At 68.5% G+C, this 18,266-nt stretch carries 13 protein-coding genes; 9 read left to right on the top strand and 4 right to left on the bottom strand.

What is annotated here, in order from left to right:
• Nucleotides 1-27: 27 nt before the first annotated feature.
• On the bottom strand, nt 28-1,299 hold the full coding sequence (locus LGM56_RS21310; RefSeq protein ID WP_089495752.1) for an MFS transporter: 1,272 nt from the start codon (nt 1,297-1,299) through the stop codon (nt 28-30).
• 106 nt (nt 1,300-1,405) lie between these two features.
• On the opposite strand from LGM56_RS21310, the gene LGM56_RS21315 reads away from it, so the two are divergent.
• The 3 genes from LGM56_RS21315 to LGM56_RS21325 all read left to right on the top strand — a co-directional run bounded on the left by LGM56_RS21315 (nt 1,406) and on the right by LGM56_RS21325 (nt 3,151).
• On the top strand, nt 1,406-2,446 hold the full coding sequence (locus LGM56_RS21315; protein WP_226206724.1) for a LysR substrate-binding domain-containing protein: 1,041 nt from the start codon (nt 1,406-1,408) through the stop codon (nt 2,444-2,446).
• A 115-nt stretch (nt 2,447-2,561) separates the two neighbouring features.
• Complete coding sequence (locus tag LGM56_RS21320) at nt 2,562-2,771, top strand: hypothetical protein (RefSeq protein WP_089495750.1); 210 nt, start codon at nt 2,562-2,564, stop codon at nt 2,769-2,771.
• Nucleotides 2,771-3,151 carry a type II toxin-antitoxin system VapC family toxin gene (locus LGM56_RS21325; RefSeq protein ID WP_226206725.1) on the top strand — a complete coding sequence of 127 codons (381 nt, stop codon included), beginning with the start codon at nt 2,771-2,773 and terminating at the stop codon, nt 3,149-3,151. The genes LGM56_RS21320 and LGM56_RS21325 overlap by 1 nt, the downstream gene beginning before the upstream one ends.
• Nucleotides 3,152-3,207: 56 nt before the next feature.
• Here the strand turns inward: LGM56_RS21325 and dapA are convergent, their stop codons facing one another.
• Complete coding sequence (dapA, locus tag LGM56_RS21330; protein ID WP_226206726.1) at nt 3,208-4,101, bottom strand: 4-hydroxy-tetrahydrodipicolinate synthase; 894 nt, start codon at nt 4,099-4,101, stop codon at nt 3,208-3,210.
• 452 nt (nt 4,102-4,553) lie between these two features.
• On the opposite strand from dapA, the gene LGM56_RS21335 reads away from it, so the two are divergent.
• Both LGM56_RS21335 and LGM56_RS21340 read left to right on the top strand, forming a co-directional pair.
• The gene (locus LGM56_RS21335) at nt 4,554-5,573 is read left to right on the top strand and encodes a sulfate ABC transporter substrate-binding protein (RefSeq protein ID WP_069249019.1); all 1,020 of its coding nucleotides are present in this window, start codon (nt 4,554-4,556) and stop codon (nt 5,571-5,573) included.
• A 179-nt stretch (nt 5,574-5,752) separates the two neighbouring features.
• Nucleotides 5,753-6,715 (top strand): ion channel, encoded by a 963-nt coding sequence (locus LGM56_RS21340; protein ID WP_039346434.1) that lies wholly within the window; start codon nt 5,753-5,755, stop codon nt 6,713-6,715.
• A 52-nt stretch (nt 6,716-6,767) separates the two neighbouring features.
• Here the strand turns inward: LGM56_RS21340 and LGM56_RS21345 are convergent, their stop codons facing one another.
• Complete coding sequence (locus LGM56_RS21345; protein ID WP_089495746.1) at nt 6,768-7,382, bottom strand: glutathione S-transferase family protein; 615 nt, start codon at nt 7,380-7,382, stop codon at nt 6,768-6,770.
• Between the two features lie 386 nt (nt 7,383-7,768).
• On the opposite strand from LGM56_RS21345, the gene LGM56_RS21350 reads away from it, so the two are divergent.
• Together LGM56_RS21350 and LGM56_RS21355 are read left to right on the top strand one after the other, a co-directional pair.
• Nucleotides 7,769-8,326 carry a sugar O-acetyltransferase gene (locus LGM56_RS21350; protein WP_226206857.1) on the top strand — a complete coding sequence of 186 codons (558 nt, stop codon included), beginning with the start codon at nt 7,769-7,771 and terminating at the stop codon, nt 8,324-8,326.
• Nucleotides 8,327-10,509: 2,183 nt separating this feature from the next.
• Nucleotides 10,510-14,082, top strand: a complete 3,573-nt coding sequence (locus tag LGM56_RS21355) for an indolepyruvate ferredoxin oxidoreductase family protein (protein ID WP_226206727.1) — start codon at nt 10,510-10,512, stop codon at nt 14,080-14,082.
• 92 nt (nt 14,083-14,174) lie between these two features.
• On the opposite strand, the gene LGM56_RS21360 is transcribed toward LGM56_RS21355, so the two are convergent.
• Nucleotides 14,175-15,842 (bottom strand): Na+/H+ antiporter, encoded by a 1,668-nt coding sequence (locus tag LGM56_RS21360; protein ID WP_226206728.1) that lies wholly within the window; start codon nt 15,840-15,842, stop codon nt 14,175-14,177.
• 298 nt (nt 15,843-16,140) lie between these two features.
• On the opposite strand from LGM56_RS21360, the gene LGM56_RS21365 reads away from it, so the two are divergent.
• Both LGM56_RS21365 and LGM56_RS21370 read left to right on the top strand, forming a co-directional pair.
• Nucleotides 16,141-17,427 carry an EAL domain-containing protein gene (locus LGM56_RS21365; RefSeq protein ID WP_089426455.1) on the top strand — a complete coding sequence of 429 codons (1,287 nt, stop codon included), beginning with the start codon at nt 16,141-16,143 and terminating at the stop codon, nt 17,425-17,427.
• Between the two features lie 95 nt (nt 17,428-17,522).
• Nucleotides 17,523-18,248, top strand: coding sequence for a copper homeostasis protein CutC (locus LGM56_RS21370; protein ID WP_089495742.1), 726 nt, complete (start codon nt 17,523-17,525; stop codon nt 18,246-18,248).
• The last annotated feature ends 18 nt before the right edge of the window (nt 18,249-18,266 follow it).

Here is an 18,266-nt window from a genome sequence, read left to right on the forward strand (position 1 = left end):
GCGACGCCGGCCTGAGACGTGCGGCTGCTATTTCGCGGCGAACAGCGGATAGGTCGCGCCGGCGACCAGCGCGGCCGCGAGCCACACGACACTCCACGAACTGACCGCGAGCAGCGGTGGAATCGCGAGTGGCGTCGCGAACAGCCCCAGGTAGACGATGGTATTGGCCATTCCGAGTGCGGTGCCCGCCTGATTCGCGCCCGCGAGCGTCGCGAGCTCCGTGTACGCGACGCCGTGCCACGCGGACACGCAGATGCCGGCGAACACGAGAATCGCGACGATCGCGGCGAGCGGCACGTGCGCATGGCCGGCCGTTGCGGCTGCGAGCAGCGCGAACGAGCCGGCCGCGACGAATACCGATCCGCGCAGATACGCGCGCCGGTTGCCGTGCCGATCGGTATGACGGCCGCTCCACACGCGCATCACCATCGCGCCCAGCTGCAGCGTGACCATCGCCGCGCTGATGCCGGCGAGGCCGAGCCGGCCGAAGTCGTGCAGGAACACCGTCGCGAACGTGAGCACCGCGAACTGCGGCGCGCACAGCAGGCCGATGCCGAGCACGATGCGCCACACGGGGCCGCTCGCGAGCGGGTTGCGCCCCTGATGCGCGGACGGCTGCCGCTCGACGGGGCGATGCGTGGCCGGGTGCATCACGGCCGGTTCGGCCGGCGGCTCATGCAGCCAGCGCCAGGTGAGCGCGGCCGATCCCGCGCACAGCAGCATCAGCGCGCCGAATACCGCGGCAAAGCCGATATGCGACGCGAGCGACGGCAGCAGCGCCGCGCCGATGCCGCCGCCGAGCGGCACGGCCGTCTGGCGGATGCTCATCGCGAGCCCGCGTTCGCGCTCGCCGAACCAGCGCATCACCGCGCGCCCGCTCGACCCGTTCACGCTGCCGCCGAGCAGGCCGACGCAGCACATCGCCGCGACGACGCGCATCAGCGGCGGCACGCCGTGCGTGGTCGGGACAATCGTGCCCACCATCAGCGCGAACATCGCGGCCGTCGCGACGAGCCCGGCGAGCAGCACGCGGCGGTCGCCGAAGCGGTCGGCGGCCATCCCCCACGGCAGCTCGGACAGCGCGACGCCGAAGCCGAGCGCGCCGAGCACGAGGCCGAGCGCGCCGTTGTCGAGGTGATAGGCCGTGCGCATCCACACAGCCGTGGTCGGAATGCCGGCCGCCGCGGCCGAAAAGCTCATGTTCGCGGCGACGCCGGCCGCCAGCACGCGCCAGCGATGAGCCGCGCCGCGCACGTCGCGGGCGGGCGAGGAGGGGGAAGCGATGCACGAGGTATCCATGACGGCAGGCCCGGGTGGAAATTGACATCCACAGTCTGGCGACCTACATTCATCCTGAAAATCGGAAAGTTCTTGATGAATCGTTCGATAAAACAGGATGGTTGAGATGTCCGGACAAGACATTCCACACGACGACGGCGAGTCGCTCGCGCTGGCCGATGCCACGCTGGCCCGGCCCAACTTCGACGTGGCGGCGCTGCGCAGCCTCGTCGCCGGGGTGGATCTCGGCAGTTTTGCGAAGGCGGCCGACCGCGTCGCGCGCTCGTCGTCGGCGGTGAGCGCGCAGATCCGCAAGCTCGAGGAGCAGGCCGGCACGCCGCTGTTCGTGAAGGCGGGGCGCGGGCTGGCGCTGACCGATGCCGGCGACGCGATGCTGCGCTATGCGCGGCGGATGATCGAGCTGAACGACGAGGCGGCCGCGGCCGTGCGCGGCATGAATCTCGACGGCTGGGTGCGCGTCGGGCTGCAGGAGGATTTCGGCGAGGCGATTCTGCCCGACGTGCTCGGGCGGTTCGCGCGTGCGCATCCGAAGGTGCGGATCGAGGCGCGCGTGGCGCGCAATGCCGACTTGCTCGACCGGCTCGACGCGAACCAGCTCGATCTCGCGCTGGTGTGGGGAGACCCGGCGTCGGCGGCGCTGGTGGCGCGCGCGGGGATCGACAGCGAAGCGATCGCGCAGGTGCCGATGCAGTGGGTGGGGGCGGCGGGCGGCTTCGGCATGCCGGGCGGCGGTGCGGAGAAGGAGGGCGGCGCGGACGAAACAGGCGGCGATGCGGTGCGCGCGCCAGGCGAGCCGCTGCCACTCGTCGTGTTCGACCGGCCGTGCCGATTCTTCGGCGCGGCGACCGGCGCGCTCGATCGCGCGGGCGTGCCGTGGCGCGTTGCGTTCACGACCCCCAGTCTCGCCGGGCTATGGGCCGCGGCGGCGGCCGGCCTCGGGCTGACGGTGCGCTCGCAGTACGGGCTGCCCGCGTCGGTGCGCGTGCTCGATGCGGCTTCGAGCGGGTTGCCGGCGCTGCCGAGTTTGCCGCTGATCTTGCTGCGGCGCACGTCGTCGGCGACGCCGACCGTCGATCGGCTCGCGCGGATCGTGAAGCAGGCGGTGCGGGATGCGACGGAGGGGACGGGGGTGGCGCTGGCGGCGTGACGAAACCTTCGATTGCCGTGGCAGGGTGTTGTTCGGCACTCCCTCTGCCGATCGGTCGAATGGATCGATCAGGTGAACCTGACTACAGTGATGATCACTTGAAACGGAGGTCATCATGCGAAACGCAAATACGCCCGGCGCCAGTGCGGCCGATCCGGCCCAAAGGGCAGATGTCACGATCCGCGGTGACGGGGCGTCAACTGATCGACTCGTGCCTGGCGATCCGCCTGTTCGGTTCGGTATCCTGCAAGGGCAGGCGTGGATCGCGGACGATTTCGATGCCCCGCTGCCCGATTACCTGCTGGATGCCTTCGAAGGGCGCTGATGCGGCTGTTGCTCGATACGCACATCTTTTTGTGGATCGTGACCAATGACCCCAGGCTGAGCGCAACGGCGCGCCGGCTGATCTCGGCCGCCGATGACCGTTTCGTCAGCAGCGCGAGTATCTGGGAGGCCGCCATCAAGGCGGGCCTGGGGAAGCTCGATATCGACGTCGGCAAGCTGATTCGTGCGATCGGCGCGAGCGGGATTCGCGAGCTACCCGTTCGGGCCGTGCATGGGGCCGCGGTCCGTGATCTGCCGCACCACCATCGTGATCCATTCGATCGCTTGCTGGTCGCGCAGGCTCGTCACGAGCCGCTTCAGCTCGTGACGGCCGATGCCTATCTCGCGCGGTACGACCGGTCTCTCGTTCTGACAGTTTGAAGCAATCTGTCGGGGCGAAATCGATCGGTCGCCTGCACGTCATGTGGCGTCGCGGTTCATGCGGCCGCGACGTCCGGCTCGATTTCGTCCAGTTCCGCACAAATGGCCGCCAGCCGCTCCTTCAACCCTTCACTTGCCGGCACGAACGGCAGCCGCAACCCGTCCTCGCACCACCCTTGCGCGGCCAGCACGGCCTTCACCGGCGCCGGGTTCGGCTCCGCGAACAGCGCCGCGACGAGCGGCCGCAGCGCGACCGACAGGCGCCGCGCATCGGCGAGCCGGCCGTCGCGCAGCAGCGCGTGGATGCGCACATGCCATTCGGGCAGCACGTGCGCGCTGCTCGCGATCGCGCCGTGCGCACCGGTGCACATCGCCGCGAAGTTCTGGTTGTCGTCGCCGGACAGGATCGCGAGCGGCGTGTCGTGCACGAGCCGGCTCATCCGGTCGAGCGTGCCGCCGCATTCCTTGATGCCCGCGACGCGCGGGTCGCGCGCGAGCGCCTGCAGCGTGTCCAGTTCGACGTTCACGCCGGTGCGGTATGGGATGTTGTAGACGAGCACCGGCAGGTCGGCCGCGTCGACGATCGCCTCGACGTGGCGGCGGATGCCGTCCTGCGTCGGCCGCACGTAGACGGGCGGCGTGACGAGCAGCCCGTCAGGCCGCAGCGCCGCGAGTTCGCGCGCACGGGCAGCCGCGAAATGCGTCGCGCTCGCGGTCAGCCCGACGACGATCGGCAGCCCGGGTGCCGCGTCGCGCAGCGTCGCGAACACCGCGTCCTGTTCGCGTGCGTCGAGCAGCACGCCTTCACCGGTCGTCGCGCCCGCGACGAAGCCCGCGAGGCCCGCGGCCGCATAGTGGCGCGCGAGTCGCGCGAGCGCGGCATGGTCGACTTCGCCGTGGTGGAACGGCGTGATGATCGGCAGCCAGATACCTTCGAAACGTGTGTTCATGCAAAGCCTCAGGGTGGAAACGGAGTGGGAAGGAACCGTTCCGCCGGCGGAGAGCCGGAGCGAGGCGTGCGAGCAAGGAGAAAGAAACGACCTGCGGGCATCCCGTCCGGCATTCGCCTGACGGGACGCGACGTCCCCGTCAGTCGAGGAGTCGTTTTTTCAGTTTCAGCCCGGCCGCGCGCGCACCTGCCGCGACGGCGGCGAGGATCGGAAGCGAGCGCAGGGCAGCGGACATGGAGGAACCGGGAAATGGGCTGAGCGGCGATCTTAACACCGGTTCCGATCCGCGCGCGAGCGCCTGCCGTCGTTTAGCAGGATTCGAGATTTGCTTTCCACGACTGATTGGAAAGCGCGCCGCGCCCGGCCGCTAGAATGCCCGCTTACGTTTCGATGACAGCGCGTACGCGTGCCGTCACGCACATTCACCACCACTGGAAACGGGGCATATCACGATGGCAAGCATGAAGGGGATCGGCCGCTGGCTGCACACGGGCGCGGCGGCGGCGCTGGTCGTGGCGGCGACGGCCGCGCACGCGGATACGTCGATCCTGAACGTGTCGTACGACGTGACGCGCGAACTGTACAAGGACATCAACGCGGGTTTCGCCGCTGCCTACAAGCAGAAGACCGGCGAGACGGTCGCGATCAAGCAGTCGCACGGCGCGTCGAGCGCGCAGGCGCTGTCGGTGCTGCAAGGGCTGCAGGCCGACGTCGTGACGATGAACCAGCCGAACGACATCGATCTGCTCGCCGAGCGTGGCCAGCTGCTGCCGAAGGACTGGCGCGCGCGTTTCCCGGACAACAGCTCGCCGTACTCGACCACGATGGTGTTCCTGGTGCGCAAGGGCAACCCGAAGGCGATCAAGGACTGGAGCGATCTCGCGAAGCCGGGTGTCCAGGTGATCATCGCGAACCCGAAGACGTCGGGCAACGGCCGCTATGCGTATCTGGCCGCGTGGGGCTTCCAGAAGCAGAAGGGCGCGACCGACCAGCAGGCGATCGACTTCGAGAAGGCGATCTTCCGCAACGTGCCGGTGCTCGACTCCGGCGGCCGCGGCGCGACGACGACGTTCACGCAGCGCGGCATCGGCGACGTGCTGGTCACGTTCGAGAACGAAGTCGCGCTGATGGACACCGGCGCATCGGGCGCGCAGTTCGACGCGGTGTATCCGTCGGCGAGCATCCTCGCGGAGCCGCCCGTCGCCGTCGTCGACAAGGTCGTCGACAAGAAGGGCACGCGCAAGGTCGCGCAGGCGTATCTCGACTACCTGTACACGCCGGAAGCGCAGGAAATCATCGCGCAACACCATTTGCGCCCGCGTGACGCGAACGTGCTGAAGAAGCATGCGGCCGAATTCAAGTCGCTGAAGACGTTCAGCGTCGAGCAGGTCTTCGGCAGCTGGGCGAACGCGCAGAAGACGCACTTCGCGGACGGCGGCACGTTCGACCAGGTGATCGTCGACCGCAAGTGAGCGCCGCGCGCAGCGCGCCCTCGCCCATTCGCCGACGATGCAGCCGGCCGCTTCCGCGGCCGGTTTTTTTTGCGCCGCGCGGCCGGTGGCGCGACGGATTTCCATTCCGAACCGGCACGCATACCCGGCCGCCGCCGCGCGTGCTACGCTCATCGCCTCCCTGTTTCCGGCACCGCGCGATGAACGTCGATTCGTCCTCCCCAGCCTCCCGCGGCCGTGGCCGCAAGCTCTGGTCGGGCACCCGCCCGGTGATTGCGTACGGGATGCCGCCGCTCGGCTGGCGCGACCTCTATCACCGCGCGCTGACGGTGAGCTGGCCCGTATTCTTCCTGTCGCTCGCCGTGCTGTTCCTGCTGCTCAATGGCGCCTTCGCGACGCTCTACCTGCTTGGCCATGCGCCGATCGCGAACCAGTCGCCGGCCGGCTTCGGCGGCGCGTTCTTCTTCAGTGTCGAGACACTCGCGACCGTCGGCTATGGCGACATGCACCCGCAGACCGTCTATGCGCACCTGGTCGCGACGTTCGAGATCTTCGTCGGGATGTCGGGCATTGCGATGGCCACGGGGCTCGTGTTCGCGCGGTTTTCGCGGCCGCAGGCGAAGATCCTGTTCGCACGCTACGCGATCGTCCGGCCGTTGAACGGCAGGATGACGCTGATGGTGCGCGCCGCGAATGCGCGCCAGAACGTGATTGCCGAGGCGCAGGCGAAACTGCGGCTGATGCGCGTCGAAGGCACGCACGAGGGCTACACGTTGCGCAAGATCCACGACCTGGCGCTCGTGCGCAGCGAGCATCCGATCTTCCTGCTCGGCTGGAACCTGATGCACGTGATCGACGAATCGAGCGCGCTGTTCGGCGAGACGCCCGAATCGCTCGCCGCGCGCGACGCGTCGTTACTGATCACGATCGAAGGCTCGGACGAGACGACCGCGCAGGTGATGCAGGCGCGTCACTCGTGGGAGCATGACGAGATCCGCTGGCGTCACCGCTATGTCGACCTGATGCACGACGAAGACGGCATCACGCACATCGACTACACGCATTTTCATGAGGTGGTGCCGGTCGACGCCGATACCGACGAGCGCGGCTCGCCGGGTGCGGTGGTCAACGCCGGCGCCGCGACGTCGGGCCCGGCCGCGTAGCGGCGCTCGCGGGCGGGCCGGTCGTGCCGCCCCCGAGCGACGCGTCTACACGTCACGCATGCAGCAGGCGCGCCGCTTCGCGCTGTTCGATCGCGACCGCGCGGCGGAATGCGTCGCGATCCTCGGCGCGCGCGACGTAGTCGCCGAGCACGCCTTCGTGCGGCAGCAGATGCGCGTCGAAGGCGATCTTCAGCGTGCTGGCGAGCAGCAGGTCGGCCGCCGTGAAGCGGTCGCCGACGAGCCATGGACGATGGGCGAGCGCTTGCGCGAGTGCGCGCTGCACGCGCGTGATGTTGCCCCAGCCGAACGCGACCGGATTTCCCGACGCGCCGGTGAATTTTTCGGCCATCGCCGGTTCGAGGCAGGTCGGCGTGAAGAACATCCATTGGAGGAAACGGCCGCGCAGCGGATCGTCGGGCGCGACGCCGAGCCCGGCAGCCGGGCAGCGGTCGGCAAGATAGAGCAGCACGGCGCCCGATTCGGCGAACGGCATGCTGCCGTCGTCGAGTGCGGGCAGCTTGGCCATCGGGTTGACCTGCACGAACGCGTCGCTGCCCTGTTCGTGCGAACGCAGGTCGATCGGCACGAGTTCGTACACCACGCCGAGTTCTTCGAGCATCCACAAGGCCCGGAATGCCCGGGTCTTCGGCCAATAGTAGAGCTTCATCTTGCCTCCGCGTTGGGGTGCAACTGTCGGTCCGGTGGATGCTCCAGCGTACCCGAGCAGCGGCGGTTCGGACAGGGGCGCCCGGCTAGGGGCGCCCGGCGAGGGGCTTCCCGCCGCGCGCGGCTATCTGCGTGTGATGACCCGATGCGTTATGTGTCGGGCGTGAATCAGGCAGAAGTCCGGGCAAAGCCTTACGATACAAGAAGGTTTGGTTATGACTAGTTATACTTAAACTAGTTATAAATTTTGCGGAAATCCCGGTATTGGCTGGCATCCCGCACACGGCATCACGGAGCCCGCAGCGTCCGCGCACACGCCAACACCGGCATCCTTCCGCAAGCGCCGATGCATCGCGAAACAGGGAAATCATGGGAGACAACTCACGCATGGCAAACGACGATCGCACCACGATCATTCCGAGAAGAACGCCGGAATCGGCGGCGATGGTGGCCGAAGTCAAGCGGGCGATGTCGATCGCCGCGCGGATCAATCGCCTGACGTTCGACGATGCCGCCGAGGTGCGCACATTATTCGGAGAGCTGATCGGCACGCAGGTGGATGACGGCTTCGTGTTGATCCCGCCGTTCCATGCGACGGGCGGCACCGGCATGACGCTCGGGCGCAATGTGTTCATCAACCAGAACTGCACGTTCTACGATCTTGGCGGGCTCGAGATCGGCGATGACGTGATGATCGGGCCGAACGTCAGCCTCATCACGTCCGGCCATCCCGTCGAACCTTCGCGGCGGCGCGACTTCGTCGTCGCGAAGCCGATCGTGATCGAACGGAACGTCTGGATCGGCGCCGGCGCGACGATCATCGGCGGTGTGACGGTGGGCGAAAACTCGGTGGTCGCGGCCGGCGCCGTCGTCACGCGGGATGTTCCGCCGAATGTGCTGGTCGGCGGCAATCCGGCGGCGGTCATCCGGTCGATTGTCGAGTAATCCGACGCGAGGACGCTTGCCCATTCGAGGCAGCCGGGATGGGCGGATGTGGATAACCGACCCCCGAGGCGACTCGAAACACTGTGCATTTGAATGGTGAGGGCGCCGCCGAGGCAGTCTGGATGCGGCTTTCTGGCAAATGCCCGATAGCGGTTGGCGGATGCGCGGGCCGTTCCGGTCGATGGTTGGAAGAAAGTCGCGCCGCGCGATCGGTTGTGGATATCCTCACGCCGAAACGACTCGGCGCCCTGTGCATTTCACAGGTGAGGGTCACCGGATGATACGGAACGCATGAAGCGGGTTGTGGACAACTCGCCCGCGAAACGACGCGAAATGCTGTGGAATTCAACGGTGAGGGGCCGCGTCCGATCGGGCGATGCGCCTTTCCTGGCGCGGCTTACCGGTCTTTGCGTGGTTCGAGGCGTCGCGCATTCTAGCCGAACGCGCGCATGCTTGGCGGAACCGCGTGCGTGCCGCGATGTGGAGATCCGGTTCCGGCTGTCACCCGGAAGGCCGTGCATTTTAACGGCGAGTGCGGGTGCGTGGTCTGCAACATGCAGATTTCGCGGCGCCTCGCCGCGTTCGCAAGCGACTCGAAACGCTGCGCAATGCAGCGGCGAGCGCGAATACGCGAGCGGTGGTCGGCGCGGCAAGATGCGATCGTTCCGCCAGCGGTTCCGTCCGAAGTGGCGTGCATGTCCGGTTCGGACGCGAGCGTGCGAGCGGGGCCAACGCAAGCCCCCGTGTGGATATCCGATCACCGAAACGACTCGCGACACTGTGCATTTCGACGGTGAGCGGCAGTACCCGATCGGCCGATGAGCCTTTGCCAGCAAGGATTGCCGGCCGGTCTCGCCTTCCGCGGCGCGCATCCGTCATCGCATTGGTAGATGCGCATGCATGTGGATATCCTGCGTCGCGGACCACTCGACGCGCTGTGGTTTTCAACGGTGAGGGTGCCCGCGTGGCTGGTCGGCAATGCCGGATCGGGCGTGGATAACCGCTGTTGTGGACACTCGAAGCCCTGTGTATTTCAACGGTGAGCGCGAGCCCGCGATTGTGCCGCATGCGCGTTGCGGCGTACATGTCCGGCCGATAAACCTGCTCGTGCCCCCGTGTGTACTTCTGCGGAGTGTGTGAATCCGCGATTGCGCCGCATGCGGGTTCCGGCCTGCCTGTTCGGCAGATAAGCCCGCTCTCGACCCAATGCATTTCCATGGTGAGCGGGAGCCCGCGGTTGTTCGGCATGCGGGTTCCAGCGTGCCCGTCCGGCCGATAAACCCGCGCGCGATCCGGTGTATTTCCACGGTGAGTGTGAGTCCGCGATGGTGCGGCATGCGTGCACCAGGGCGCCCGTCCGGCGGATCGTCCCGCTCGCGACCCGGTGTATTTCCACGGTGAGTGCAGGCCCGCGATTGCGCAGCATGCGTGTTCCAGCGTGCCTTTCCGGCTGATAAACCCACTCGCGACCCAACGTACTTCCACCATGAGCGCGAGTCTGCACTTGCCCGGCATGCATGTTTCCGCACGCCTTTCCAGCCGACAAACTCACTCACGACCCTGAGCATTCGAACGCCGAAGGCGAGCCGCCGATCGACGCAACACGCCCTCACCGATGTGGATATCCGCAGCCGAAATCCACTCGCCGCGCTGTGAATTTCGACGGTGAGCGTCGAGGCAAGCGCCAAACGCATGCCGCCAACGATGTGGACATCCCGGCCTCCACGCCACTCGAAACGCTGTGCAATCGAACGGTGAGCGCGCGAGCCCGGTCGGCCGAGGGGCGCGGCGTTGTGGACATCCCGCACCACCGACCAATCGCAACGCTGTGCATTTCAATGGTGAGGGTCACCGCCACGAAGCGCTGAAACGCTTGTCGCACGGGGCACGAGCGCCATCCGCCCCCTACCCGGGGCCACCGTCGGACCGCCACGCGTTTCCCCGACAAGCGACCAGCCCACCCCGACGCGTCACCCATCCCGCCCGACCGCCGTGCGCGAAAACTCTCTCAAATCCCGCCAAAAAGGTGCGCAGCTTTTCTCACAGAGGGCCCGCCCGAGCAAGATGAGAAAAAACATTCTCGGCTGCGCGCGAAAAAATAGAGCCATTCGCTGCCGCCAGTCACGCGTCGCCCGACGCCCTGCCGAGCAGCCCAGAACAGCACAATCCGGAGACATCCCCCCATGACTGCCCGCCTGCCCGTCGATGGCACGCCTGCCCTGTCCGACTACCGCCTGACCGACAACCTGACCGCGACGCGCGGCCGGATTTTCCTGACCGGCACGCAGGCGCTGGTCCGCCTGCTGCTGATGCAGCGCACGGTCGACGCCGAACAGGGGCTCAACACGGCCGGCTTCGTCAGCGGCTATCGCGGCTCGCCGCTCGGCATGGTCGACCAGCAGCTGTGGAAGGCGAAGAAGCTGCTCGACGCCGGCGGCGTGCGCTTCCTGCCCGCGATCAACGAGGAACTCGGCGGCACGGCCGTGCTCGGCACGCAGCGGGTCGAGGCCGATCCCGAGCGCACGGTCGAGGGCGTGTATGCGATGTGGTACGGCAAGGGGCCGGGCGTCGATCGCGCCGGCGACGCGCTGAAGCACGGCAACGCGTACGGCTCGTCGCCGCATGGCGGCGTGCTCGTCGTCGCGGGCGACGACCACGGCTGCGTGTCGTCGTCGATGCCGCACCAGAGCGACTTCGCGATGATCGCGTGGCACATGCCGGTCGTGAACCCGGCGAACATCGCCGACATGCTCGAATTCGGCCTGTACGGCTGGGCGCTGTCGCGCTACTCGGGCGCGTGGGTCGGTTTCAAGGCGATCTCGGAAACGGTCGAATCGGGCTCGACCGTCGACCTCGACGCGCTGCAGACGCAGTGGCCGGCGCCGGAAGGCTTCACACCGCCGGCGGGCGGCCTGCACAACCGCTGGCCCGATCTGCCGAGCCTCACGATCGAGGCGCGCCTCGCCGCGAAGCTCGACGCGGTGCGCCATTTCGCGCGCACCAACAGCATCGACAAGTGGATCGCGCCGAGCGCGCTGGCGAACGTCGGCATCGTGACCTGCGGCAAGGCGCACCTCGACCTGATGGAAGCGCTGCGCCGCCTCGACCTGACGGTGGCCGATCTCGACGCGGCCGGCGTGCGGATCTACAAGGTCGGCCTGTCGTATCCGCTCGAGATGACGCGCGTCGAAACCTTCGTCGACGGCTTGGCCGAAGTGCTCGTGATCGAGGAGAAGGGCCCGGTCATCGAGCAGCAGATCAAGGACTACCTGTACAACCGCACGGAAGGCGCGCGCCCGCGCGTGCTGGGCAAGCACGACGCCGCCGGCGCCTGCCTGCTGTCCGAGCTCGGCGAGCTGCGCCCGTCGCGCATCCTGCCGGTGTTCGCCGACTGGCTCGCGCGCCACAAGCCGGCGCTCGACCGCCGCGAGCGCGTGGTCGATCTCGTCGCGCCGCAGATCCTGTCGAACGAGGCGGACGCGGTGAAGCGCACGCCGTATTTCTGCTCGGGCTGCCCGCACAACACGTCGACGAAGGTGCCGGAAGGCTCGATCGCGCAGGCCGGCATCGGCTGCCACTTCATGGCGTCGTGGATGGAGCGCGACACGACGGGGCTGATCCAGATGGGCGGCGAGGGCGTCGACTGGGCCGCGCACGCGATGTTCACCAACACGAAGCACGTGTTCCAGAACCTCGGCGACGGCACCTACTTCCACTCGGGCATCCTCGCGATCCGCCAGGCCGTGGCCGCGAAAGCGAACATCACGTACAAGATCCTCTACAACGACGCGGTCGCGATGACGGGCGGCCAGCCGGTCGACGGCAGCATCTCGGTGCCGCAGATCGCGCGGCAGGTCGAGGCGGAAGGCGTGTCGCGCTTCGTCGTCGTGTCCGACGAGCCGGAGAAGTACGACGGTCATCACGGCCAGTTCCCGACCGGCACGACGTTCCATCACCGCAGCGAACTCGACACCGTGCAGCGCGAGCTGCGCGAGACGCCGGGCGTCACCGTGCTGATCTACGACCAGACCTGCGCGGCCGAGAAGCGCCGCCGCCGCAAGAAGGGCGAATTCCCCGACCCGGACAAGCGCCTGTTCATCAACGACGCCGTGTGCGAAGGCTGCGGCGATTGCGGCGTGCAGTCGAACTGCCTGTCGGTCGAGCCGCTCGAAACACCGCTCGGCCGCAAGCGCCGCATCGACCAGTCGTCGTGCAACAAGGACTACTCGTGTGTGAACGGCTTCTGCCCGAGCTTCGTGACGGTCGAAGGCGCGGCGCTGAAGAAGGCGGCCGGTGCCGCGTTCGACGAAGCCGCGCTCGCCGTGCGCGTCGACGCGCTGCCGGTGCCGGCGACGCATCTCGACGCGGCACCGTTCGACATGCTCGTGACGGGCGTCGGCGGCACGGGCGTGGTGACGGTCGGCGCGCTGATCAGCATGGCCGCGCACCTCGAAGGCAAGAGCGCGTCGGTGCTCGACTTCATGGGCTTCGCGCAGAAGGGCGGCTCGGTGCTGTCGTTCGTGCGGATCGCGTCGAGCGACCGGTGGCTGAACCAGGTGCGCATCGACACGCAGCAGGCCGACGTGCTGCTCGCGTGCGACATGGTCGTCGGCGCAAGCGCCGAGGCGCTGCAGACGGTGCGTCACGAGCGTTCGCGGATCGTCGTCAATACGCACCGGATCCCGAACGCGTCGTTCGTGCAGAACCCCGATGCGAACCTGCATGCGGACGCGCTGCTCGAGAAGATGCGCCACGCGGCCGGCGACGGCTACCTGTCGAGCTGCGACGCGCAGGCGCTCGCCGCGAAGTTCCTCGGCGACTCGATCGGCGCGAACATCCTGATGCTCGGCTATGCATGGCAGCTCGGCCTCGTACCGGTGTCGCTCGCGGCGATGATGCGTGCGATCGAGCTGAACAACGTCGCGGTGCCGATGAACAAGCTCGCGTTCTCGATCGGCCGGATGGCGGCCGGCGACGCGGCGGGCCTCGATGCGTTGTGGAACGCGCGTCACACGGTGGCCGCGCATGCCGCGCCGGAGACGCTCGCCGAGCTGATCGCCGATCGCGAAGCGCGTCTCGACGCGTACGGCGGCGCACGCTATGTCGAGCGCTACCGTACGCTCGTGAGCGCGGCGCGTGCGAAGGGTGACGACGCGCTGACGCGCGCGGTCGCGACGACGTTCTACCGGCTGCTCGCGGTGAAGGACGAATACGAGGTCGCGCGGCTGTACGCGGACGACGCGTTCCGCACGGCGCTCGAAGCGCAGTTCGAAGGCGTGCCGGGGCAGGCCTATCGCGTGAAGTTCAACCTGGCGCCGCCGACGGTCGCGAAGGCCGGCCGCGACGGCAGCGCACCGAAGAAGCGGGTGTTCGGCCAGTGGATGTGGCCGGTGTTCGGCATGCTGGCGCGCGTGCGCAGCCTGCGCGGCACGGGGCTCGATCCGTTCGGCCGCACTGTCGAGCGCAAGATGGAGCGTGCGCTCGCCGACGACTACGAGACGACGCTCGCGCGTGCGCTCGCCGCGATGACGGCCGGCAATGCGGCGCAGGTCACGCAACTGGCCGACCTGCATGCACGTGTGCGCGGCTTCGGGCACGTGAAGGTGCGCAATCTCGCCGGCGTGAAGCGCGCGGAGCGCGAGCTCGCATTGCAGCTCGGCATCGAAGCGGCGACGAGCGCGGCCGTGCAGCACGCGCTCGACGAGATGAAGGGCGCGGGGATGCTGAAGGGGATTCCGGTCGTCGTCGCGAAGTAACGCGAACGCGGGTGGATGTGAAAGCGGCGACGCGTGTGCGTCGCCGTTTTTTCTTGGGCGCCGGCTGCCGCGTACGGGCAGCGGCCGGCCCTTTAGAGAATGCCCTTCTTGCGCGTCGACAGCGCGGTTTCCGACAGGTCGATCTCGCGGAGCAGCTTCGTCAGCGTCTCGTCGGAAATCTTGCTCTCGCTGCGCAGCCGATACAGCGCGGAGCGTTCCGCGCGCACGGCCGCGATCCGCATCTGCAGTTCCATCGTTTCGGCCTGCTTCGCTTCCGCGCGCGGCGTGGGGCCGTCCTCGGCGAGCGTCGCGAGGCGGCGGCGGTACTGGTCCATCACGCGTGCGGAGATGTCCGCGCAGCGTGCGGCGCCCGATTCGTCGAGATCGACCGAGATCGCGTCGTGCGACGAGTCGATCGCGCGGATCGCGGCCTGCGCGGCGGCCGCGCGCGCGGCGCGCTCCTCGTCGCCGAGCGGGCTGCGCGACGAACGCACGCCGCGCAGCAGCAGCGGCAGGCCGATCACCGCGACGACGAGCGAGCCGAGGATCACGGCCGACGCGACGAAGATCGCCGTATCGCGGCCCGGCAGCGGCACGCCGTCGGACAGCGCGACCGGAATCGACAGCACGCCGGCGAGCGTGACCGCGCCGCGTACGCCGCCGACCGTCATCACCGCGATCGTGCGCACGCCGGCCATCGTGCCCGCGAGGCCGTGGCGGGCGGCGCGTCGGCTCGCGAACCAGCGCAGCAGCCAGACCCACAGGAAGCGGATCGCATACAGCGCGAGCATCATCGCGCAGACGTTGAAGATCATCCGGCCGACGAGCGCGTCGCTCGTGTGGTGCGCGTCGACGAGCGTGCGGCCGATGATGTGCGGCAGTTGCAGCCCGAGCATGATGAACACCATGCCGTTGAACACGAACTCGATCATCGCCCACGTGCTTTCGGCGCGCACGCGCGATGCGACGGTGCTTTTACGCGAGAAGCTCGTGTAGTTCATCATCATCCCGGCCGACACGGCCGCCAGCACGCCCGACAGGTCGAGGTGCTCGGCGAACAGGTAGGCCGCGAACGGCACGAGCAGCGTCATCACGATGCCGGGGGCCGGATCGCCTTCCTGCTCGGCGTTCAGGAAACGCGTCGACAGCGCGCTGAACGCCCACGACACGATCGCGCCCGTCGCGAGCCCGCCGGCCGCGACGATCACGAACGTGACCGACGCGTCGCGCAGCGAGAACATGCCCGTCAGCGCGGCCGCGATCGCGAATTTCAGTGCGACGAGGCCCGACGCGTCGTTCATCAGCGCTTCGCCTTCGAGGATGTGCATCAGTTGCGGCGGGATCCGGCCCTTTCCGGCGATGCCCGACAGCGCGACCGCGTCGGTCGGCGACAGCACGGCCGCGAGCGCGAACGCGATCGGTAGCGGCAACTCGGGTATCAGCCAGTGCGCGAAGTAGCCCACTGCGAGTACCGTCATGAACACGAGCCCGAATGCGAGCATCAGGATCGCGCGGCGCTGCAGGTACAGCTCGCGCTTCGGAATCCGCCAGCCGTCCGCGAACAGCAGCGGCGGAATGAACAGCAGCATGAAGATTTCGGGATCGAACGTGACGTGCAGGTTCAGCTTCGGCCACGCGAGCATTGCGCCGAACGCGATCTGCATCAGCGGCAACGGCAGTTGGAACGGCAGGAGGCGTGTGACGGCGCCGGACAGCGCGACGGTCAGCAGCAGGATCAGGACGGTAAAGACGATTTCCATCGATACGGCGAATACGGGGAATGAAACGATCGTACGGAGTGTAGCGTGCTGGCGTGACGGCTGCGTTCGAGCGGCCGGTGCGCGTGCACGAAAACGGTGCGCGCGACCTGCGCCGGGATGGTGCGGCAACCCGGCGCGAGTCATGCGGCGCACGGGCGGTCGGCGCCTTGCACGGAGCTTGCTTGAGGTTCGGCAGCCGTCCGGCGTCGACCGGGCAACCGAGGGTCCAACCAATGACATTGCACGCGCCGCTCGCTTCGTCGGGCGCCGCGTTCGAAGGCAATACCAGGAGGAAGGCATGACGATCGTGCAACAGGAGCGTCCGGCCGCCGCGTCGCCGTACCGGTTCGAGCGGGAAGTGAGTTCCGGCTTCGAACGTCTGGCGACGCAGCACCGCGACATGACGCTCACGACCGTATTCCAGCCGATTTTCAGCCTGTCGCACCAGCGGGCGGTGGGCTACGAGGCGCTGCTGCGCGCGCACGATGCGCTCGATCGCGCCGTGTCGCCGCTCGACGTGTTCGGCGAAGCCGCGCGCCGGGGCGAGCTGCTGCAGCTCGACCGGCTCGCGCAGGCGCTGCATCTCGAGAACTTCGCGCTGCTCGGCGCCGAGCGCGAGTGGCTGTTCCTCAACGTGCATCCGGGCGTGCTCACCGACCCGTTCCAGGCGGCCGCGCTGCTCGCGAACCTGAAGCGGCTCGGCATGCCGCCGCGCCGCGTCGTGCTCGAAGTGCTCGAGCAGCGCGCGGAAGACGTCGAGCGGCTTGCCGAAGCCGTGCGCGAATTCCGCACGCACGGCTTCCTGATCGCGCTCGACGATTTCGGCGCGGGCCACTCGAACCTCGAGCGGATCTGGCAGCTGAACCCGGACATCGTGAAGCTCGACCGGATCATGCTGTCGCACGCGGCGCATCGCACGGGGCTCACCGCGATCCTGCACGGGCTCGTGACGCTGCTGCACGAGGCCGGCAAGCTGGTGCTCGTCGAGGGCATCGAGACCGAGCACGAGGCGCAGATCGCGCTGTCGTGCGAGGCCGATTTCGTGCAGGGCTACTACTTCGGCCGGCCGGCGCCGGGGCTGCCGGACAGCGCGGCCGCGACGGGCTGCATCGGCGAGCTGACCGAGCGCTTCCGGCAGCAGACCGACGCGCGCGAGCGGCGCGATGCGCAGCGGCTCGCGCCGTACCTGCGCGCGTTCGAACGTGCGGCCGAGCGTCTCGCGGCCGGCGAGCCGCTCGACGAGGTGTGCTGGAACTTCCTCGCGCTCGACGCGGCCGCGCGCTGCTTCCTGCTCGACGCGCACGGCCGCCAGTCGGGCCGCAACGTCGTGCTGCGCGCCGACCGCGCGCTCGCCGAGGCGCGCTTCTCGCCGCTGGCGGACGCGCAGGGCGCGAACTGGCTGCGCCGGCCGTATTTCCGCTCGGCGATCGCCGAGCCTGGGCGCGTGCAGGTCACGCGGCCGTACCTGTCGATCAACGAGGCGCAGCCGTGCGTGACGCTGTCGGTGGCCGTGCGCATCGGCGATGCGCAGCGCGTGCTGTGCGGCGATATCGACTGGCGCGACGACGAAGCGGACGCCGGCTAGCGCCGCGCGCATCACGGGCGGCCGCCGGCACGCTGGCGTCCGTCACGCGGCTCGGCTAGGATGCGCGAATTGTCCTGACGATTCGCGGGCCGCCCATGAACCGAAACGCCGCTTCCTCCGTTCTCCTCGAAGTGATCGCCACGACCGTCGGCGATGCGCAGGCCGCCGCCCGCGCGGGCGCCGACCGCCTCGAACTCGTGACCGCGATCACCGAGGGCGGGCTGACGCCGAGCGTCGGCCTGATCGAAGCCGTCGTGGCCGCCGTGCCGATTCCCGTCAACGTGATCGTGCGACCGCACAGCCGGTCGTTCGTCTATGACGTCGATGATCTCCGCGTGATCGAACGCGACGTGCGTGCAGCCGTCGCGGCCGGGGCGAACGGCGTCGTGTTCGGCGCGCTCGACGCACGCGGCGACGTCGATCTCGGCGCGCTGGCGCGCATCGCGGCCGCGGCGGACGGCCGCGCGCTGACCTTCCACCGCGCGTTCGACGTGTCGCGCGACCTCAATGCCGCCTTCGACGCGCTGTTGCGCGTGCCGGCCGTCACGTCGGTGCTGACGTCGGGCGGCCATCCATCGGTGCTCGACGCGGTCCCGACGATCACGCGGCTCGCGCGGCAGGCGGCAGGCTCGACCTGCACGGTGCTGGCCGGCTCGGGGCTCACGGTCGATGCGGTCGGCGATTTCGTCCGCGCGACCGGCGTGCGCGCGGTGCATGTCGGCTCGGGTGTGCGGCCGCGCGGCGAGGTGCTGGCGCCGGTCGATCAATCACTCGTCGAGCGCGTGCGCGCGGCGATCGACGGCGCGGCGGCACACGTGTGACGCGCACCGCAGCGGGCA

Origin of the sequence: Burkholderia sp. AU38729 (assembly GCF_020419725.1) — a bacterium.
GTDB lineage: Bacteria > Pseudomonadota > Gammaproteobacteria > Burkholderiales > Burkholderiaceae > Burkholderia.